The sequence below is a fragment of the Ferruginibacter sp. genome (assembly GCF_014377975.1).
Classification (GTDB): Bacteria; Bacteroidota; Bacteroidia; order Chitinophagales; family Chitinophagaceae; genus Ferruginibacter.
In genome coordinates this window covers 1-7,139 of sequence record NZ_JACMOO010000205.1, presented here as the reverse complement: position 1 = coordinate 7,139, position 7,139 = coordinate 1, and the positions used below count along the sequence as shown (strand labels likewise).

2 protein-coding genes are annotated in these 7,139 nt (G+C 35.7%); both read left to right on the top strand.

Annotation, left to right across the window (positions count from 1 at the left end; genetic code table 11):
- Window positions 1-311 precede the first annotated feature (311 nt).
- Window positions 312-5,573 (top strand): chemotaxis protein CheB, encoded by a 5,262-nt coding sequence (locus H7254_RS11460; protein WP_301933097.1) that lies wholly within the window; start codon window positions 312-314, stop codon window positions 5,571-5,573.
- Between the two features lie 568 nt (window positions 5,574-6,141).
- Window positions 6,142-6,501, top strand: a complete 360-nt coding sequence (locus H7254_RS11455) for a two-component system response regulator (protein WP_301933096.1) — start codon at window positions 6,142-6,144, stop codon at window positions 6,499-6,501.
- Window positions 6,502-7,139: the final 638 nt, after the last annotated feature.

Here is a 7,139-nt window from a genome sequence, read left to right as displayed (position 1 = left end):
CGAATAATGTAAGAACGCAGCAACCTGTTGAATAAAATGAAAGCAGATGCTGCTAAAAAAGGTGTGTAAGTATGGCATCAGGTTATCGGGTAAAAAAGAAGCGTTGAAGGTACAGGTGGATACGATAAAAGAAGTGCTGTTTGCTACAAAAAAAACAGGCTAACAGTTACAATTAATCTGTAGTACTGCCGGCTAAAACACAACGTATAGTTTAACAAAATGCTCCTTTACTTTTGAATAAACTACCTTTAAGTAATTTAATGTTAAATATTTATTTATTGTTACAATACATTGCTCAAGAAAACAAATAAATGCCAATAGAAACAAATAAACCCACTATACCATCGCAAAACCTTTTTCCGGTAGTAGGCATTGGTGCATCTGCAGGGGGACTGGATGCTTTTAAAAAATTGATAACAGCTATTCCAAAAAATTCAGGAATGGCGTATATTCTTGTTCAGCATTTACACCCGGAACATGAAAGTGCCTTGCCCGAAATTTTACAACGGGTTAGCAAAATTCCGGTGGTGGAAATAAGCGACAATGTGCATGTAGATCCCAATCACATTTATGTTATTCCTTCCAACAAAATACTCATGGCCACGGATGGTGTATTGAAACTAAGTCCGAGATTGACAAAAGAACGATTGAATTTACCCATTGACATTTTCTTTTCTTCTCTGGCCGAAGTACACCAGGCCCATGCCATCGGCGTGGTATTATCCGGCACCGGTGCAGATGGTACTGCGGGGTTAAAAGATATTAAAGATCAGGGAGGGCTTACGTTTGCACAGGATCCTGCCTCTGCCGCTTATGATGGTATGCCAAAACATGCCATTGATGCGGGGATAGTTGATTTCATTATTGCACCTGAAAAAATTTCGGAGAAATTGCTGGATCTGCGGCAATCTTTTATTAATGCTTCTTCTGATGGTCCAGATGCTGCAAAAGATAAAATAAATGAAGATGCCTTTCGCCAGATATTGGCATTGCTGAAGGTTAGGGTGGGTGTGGATTTTAATTTTTATAAACAAACAACTGTTCGGCGCCGCATTATCCGGCGTATGGTAATGCTTCAGTTAGAAACCATTACAGATTACATGAATTATCTTAAAAAAGATAAGCCGGAGTTGGATATTTTGTTCCAGGATCTGCTGATACCGGTTACTTCTTTTTTCCGTGACCCTCTTACCTTCGATACTTTATGTGAAACAGTTTTTCCTGAGATTATAAAAAATAAACCGGTTGGTATTCCTTTACGTTTTTGGATAGCAGGCTGCTCCACTGGTCAGGAAGCGTATTCAGTAGCCATCTGCCTGCAGGAATATTTAAGCAACCATACTGCCAGTGCCAATGTGCAGATTTTTGCCACCGACCTTTCGGAGAAAGCAATTAAAAAAGCAAGGACCGGTATCTACACAAAAAAAGAATTAGAAGGTATTTCAGATAACCGCCTGCAACAATTTTTTATTAAAACAGAGGGGCATTACCAGGTAAAAAAACCAGTAAGAGATATGTGTATATTCGCCGTACACAATTTTTTAAAAGATCCGCCCTTTGCAAAAATGGATTTTATCGGTTGCCGCAATGTGCTTATTTATTTAGAACCTTTTCTGCAAAAAAAAGCACTCACACTATTTCATTATGCATTAAATGATAAAGGGATTTTATTATTGGGTAAATCAGAAACTACCGGAAACGCATCGGATATTTTTATTCCTTTTGGAAAAAAAGATAAATATTTTACCAGGAAAGCCCTGACCGGAAAGTTTACCAATGTGACCAGCGAACGAAGTGAAGCAGCCTTTGCGGATAAAAATTATTTTATGCGTAGCAAGGAAGTAAAGACAGATGATTTTCAAAAAAATGCCGACGATATTTTATTACAGAACTATACACCGGTGGGTGTAGTGGTGAATGATCAGTTTGATATTGTACAGTTTCGTGGCAGCACCGGCGAATACCTGGAACCTTCGCCAGGCAAGGCAAGCCTGAATGTATTAAAGATGGCCAGGGAAGGCCTGGCATTTGAAATACGCAATGCACTCCACAAAGCAAAAACTTCCAGTAAACCATTTATTAAAGAAAACATCCCGGTTAATAATGGTAAGAAATCAGTAACTATTGAAGTGATTCCATTATTGAATACAGTTGACCTGCATTTTTTAATTTTGTTCAGGGAACAACTGGCAATAATCGATGAGCAATTAACAGCCGGTAATGAAAAAAAGAAGGCACAAAAAATTAAAAAAGACGAAAAGGATACCCGCATACAACAGTTAGAAAAAGAACTGGAAAGGCTAAAGGAAGACATGCGTAGTATTACCGAAGATCAGGAAGCCGCCAATGAAGAACTGCAAAGCAGTAATGAAGAGTTGATGAGTGGCAGCGAAGAATTACAGAGCCTGAATGAAGAATTAGAAACCAGCAAAGAAGAATTACAAAGTACCAACGAGGAGTTGATTACAGTAAACCAGGAACTGTACGACCGCAATGAAGAACTCAATCAAAGCCGCAGGTTTGCAGAAGCTACCCTTGCAGTAGTGCATGAGCCATTGCTGGTATTGGATAAAAATTGTATAATAAAAAGCGCAAACACTTCCTTTTATAAAACTTTTCAACTAACTGAAGAAGATACCCTCGGCAAAATCTTATTTCAGTTGCAAAATGATGGTTGGAACATACCCGGCCTTCAAAATGAGCTTAGAAAAGTTCAGAAAGAAAAAGAAAAGATGATTGAAGTGGAAATTACTTTTTCATTCCCTGTAATTGATGAACGTACCATCTGTTTTAATATTCAGTCAATTAACAGGGAGAGTGGAGAGCAGTTAATTTTGCTGGCACTAAATGATATTACGCTAACAAAAAAGGCGGAAAAAATATTAACAGAAAAGGTAACGGGAGTTTTAAAAGAATACGATTTGCTGCATAGTTATTATATGGATGCCCCGGCGTTCTTTGTTATTTTAAAAGGACCAGACCATATTTTTGAATTTGTCAATAACATGTTTCACCAATTTACAGGGAACCGGAATATACTTGGCAAAAAAATGATGGAATGCCTGCCCGAACTGAAAGACCAGGGTTTTGTAGAAATTGTGGATGAAATTATTATTACCGGAAAACCTTTTACAGGTAAAGAAATGCCTGCGTTTATTAAAAAAGTAAAAGGAAAAGAGCCGCAGCAGATTTATATAGATCTGAATTGCCAGGCCATTAAAAATGATTACGGTAGTATATCGGGTATTTTAATTTTTGGGTATGATGTTACAGAATTGGTTGAGAGCCGTAAACACCTGGAACGCAATGCTGAAATGATAGAGAAGCTCTTTATAAATGCCCCCGCCTATGTAGCTACTCTTGACGGGCCGGAGCATATTTTTAATTTGATAAATCCATCTTATCAAAAATTATTTGGCAACCGAAAAATACAAGGTAAGCCCATTATGGAAGCATTGCCCGAACTAAAAGGACAGGGCTTTGATAAATTATTAGACAACGTTTACAATACAGGAGAAGTATTTGTTGGTAATGAAGTACCTGTATGGGTTGCTTATGATGAGGACCTTGCACCTACAGAACGGTATTTTAATTTTAGTTATCAGCCTATTTATGATGATAATAAAATAATAACCGGCGTACTCGTTTTTGGATACGAAGCAACAGAACAGATACTTTCAAAAAAAAAGCAGTATGAATATGCGGAACGTTTTCGTACGCTGGCTGATGCCATGCCGCAAAAATTGAATACTGCAGATGCAGCAGGAGAAATAGATTATTTAAATCAGCAATGGTACTATTATACCAACATGAATTTTGAAGAATTAAAAGGCTGGGGCTGGAAAAAAATAATACACCCCGATGACCTGGAAATTACCGTAAAAAATTGGGAACATTCTATAAAAACTGGTGACCCATATCAATTAGAACATCGCTTTCGCCGTTATGATGGAACTTATCGTTGGCATTTAACCCGTGGGCTTCCTCAAAAAGATACCGATGGAAAAATAATATCGTGGATTGGTACACACACAGATATTAATGATCAAAAAACATTTGCCGAAGAAAAATTCGTGTTAGAATTTGCTGAAGATTTTTCGAAATATAAAACCGGCGAAGATTTCTTCAGTTCGGTGGTAAATTATATTTTCAAAAAAACCGGGCTGGATTATGTATTTATAGGAGAACTGGTGGAGAAAGAAAAAAATAATTTTTCTGTTCACACTATCGCATTAAGTGCACAGGGAAAGATTGTTCCCAACATTATATACCATCTTGAAGACGGACCCTGTAAGGAAGTAACCCGTGGCACCGTATTCAGCTATCCTAAGCAATGCAGAATTACTTTTCCTAAAAATAAAACAATATCAAAATTTAATGTAGAAGGATATGTGGCCTATCCTTTATATGAAAGTAATGGAAACCCGATTGGATTAATAGGGGCAATGCATGAAAAAGAAATTTTAAATCCTGAATATATTTTAGCAATTTTAAAAATAGTGGCCAATAGGGCAGAGTTTGAAATGGAACGCCATAAATTTAGTGAAGCTCGTGAAAGAGCCTTTATGGATTCCAATGTTATTGGTGTAAATATTTCCCAAGTTGCAGATGGAGCAGTGGTAGAGGCAAACAATGCTTTTCTCAGTATGACTGGTTACAACAGACAAGATTTAAAAGAAGGTAAAATAAACTCAATGCATTATACGTCGAAAGAATATTTTGCAATTGACCGTCAGGCACTTAATAGTGCAATGATTGATCAGGTTTCTCCAGCGTATGAAAAAGCAATTATTTGCAAAGACGGAAGAAAAATTTTTGTACTTGCAGGACGAGCCCTGATAAATAAAGATAAAGGAGAAATTATGAGTGTGTTTGTTGACATTACTGAAAGAAAAAGAATGGAGCAGAAAAAAGATGAATTCATCAGCATTGCCAGCCACGAAATGAAAACGCCACTTACTACAGCCAAGGCCTACCTTCAACTGCTTCAGCTTTCATTGGATAAAGTAAATACAACTGCTAATTTGTACGCAAAAAAAGCCACTCTTTCTGTTAACAGACTCAATGAACTGGTAAACGAATTATTAGATGTAAGTAAAATACAGCATGGTAAATTAGATTACCATATTTCCAGTTTCAATTTTAATGAAATGGTAGATATTACACTGGAAGATGTTCAGCAAACGTCTCCAAAACATGCAATTGTAAAAACAGGGAAAGTGCATCAGCAGGTAGTGGGCGATAAAGACAGGTTGCAACAGGTAATAATTAATTTACTCAGCAATGCCATTAAATATTCACCAGATTCATTAGATATTTATATTAATATAGCTGACCAGGATAATGAAATAAAAGTATCGGTAAAAGACAATGGCATCGGCATAAGCCAGGAGCACCTTGATAAAATATTTGACCGGTATTACCGGGTAGAAGAGCATGCCATACAATTTCAGGGGCTTGGCATCGGGTTATTTATTTCGTATGAAATTATCCAGCGGCATAAGGGTAAACTTTGGGTAGAAAGTGAACTGGGTAAAGGAAGCACCTTTTATTTTACATTACCGGTAAATTAAAGAGGAAGTATTTAAAGATATTTCTTCGCTCACCAAAGCCGGTGGCTTGGCTGCATACGGTGTTTTCAGGTATTTTTGCACAATGAAAGCGCAATAGCAGATGTATTAATACCAGGCAGTATTTCAGCACCTGCTGCAAAATTATCTTTTACAAACCAGGTTGGTAAGTTAAAACTAAAAGCGGTATTAGCGTGTAGAACATTAAGACCGATATTGAAACGTTGCTTCCTGTAAAATACCCTTCTTTTTAAGTTTGCGAATACGGGTACAAAATGATAAAAATCAAAATATCGAATAATGTTTTTTTTATGCAATTAATTTTGTTGATGATAATAATTGTACGATTATAAATATGCCGGTAGAAATAACCTGCCAAACTTTTTTTATTTTTTTTATTATGTATGTTGTAAAAAAAGGGCTGATAAATTTGGGGAGGAACTTAATGTACTGAAGTATTTTTATACTGTTTTAAAAGATGTTATCTCTTACTAAAGCCACTGGCAACAGTTTTATAAATTTAAAAACCTTTTGTGTTGAGGTTGTACTATCTTTCCATCTTTAAAATTCTATGCAAAAATGTGTTTTAATATATGACGACGATACAGAAATTTTATTTCTGTGTAAGGCAATTTTGGTAAATGATAATTACCGTGTAGAAACACTTTCCCGTTGTGAAAATATAATTGAAGATATTTTAATTATAAAACCGGATATAATTTTAATGGATTTGTGGATACCCGAAATTGGTGGTGAAAAGGCTATCAGCATAATGAAAGGAAACCCCGCAACACATCATATTCCTACTATTCTGTTTTCTGCCAATGCCGAAATTGCGGCTATTTGCAAAAGTATAAAAGCGAATGCCTATATCGAAAAACCATTTGACATCGATGTATTCAGGGAAACAATTAAAAAATATATTTTATAATCTGCCACCCCTTTTTTTCAAAGAAATAATTTTTTTTTCAGCCGTGCTGTCTGCATACCCAGGCATTTGGGGGTAATGTATGATATTGTTGTATAAACTAAACCTGTTACCAATAAGCAGCTTTTTTCAAGATTGGTACATACTCTTCCAAAATCAATTTTAAAGTAATCTTCGCATAATTATTTCCCCATTAGGGGGAATATTATTATTACTAAAACAAGTTTTATCATAAAAATAACAAAACTGCAATCCGTTTGTAATAACGTTTGATTGTCACTAAGCCCAGTTAAAATAGTGGCATAATGGTTGCCTTAATAATATTAGAGAATAAAGAAAATGAGATAATTGAAAACCGTTGAAAGACGTGTATAAATAATTTATTTTTTCTTAAACAATAATGAAGCAATGTTTAGCCAGTTTACTAAAATCAAGCGCCCAATAATCCCGGATTTAAAAAGGATGAGTGATATAGATATTATTCAAATGCTTGTCGAAAAAAATCCAAAAGCATTTGAACATTTGTATGACAAATATAGTGCGGCAATGTTTACAATTACGTACAAGCTTGTTGGTGATAACTCAATTGCTGAAAAAATTTTTATAGATGCATTTGTAGAATTACATGAAAAAAAAATCCT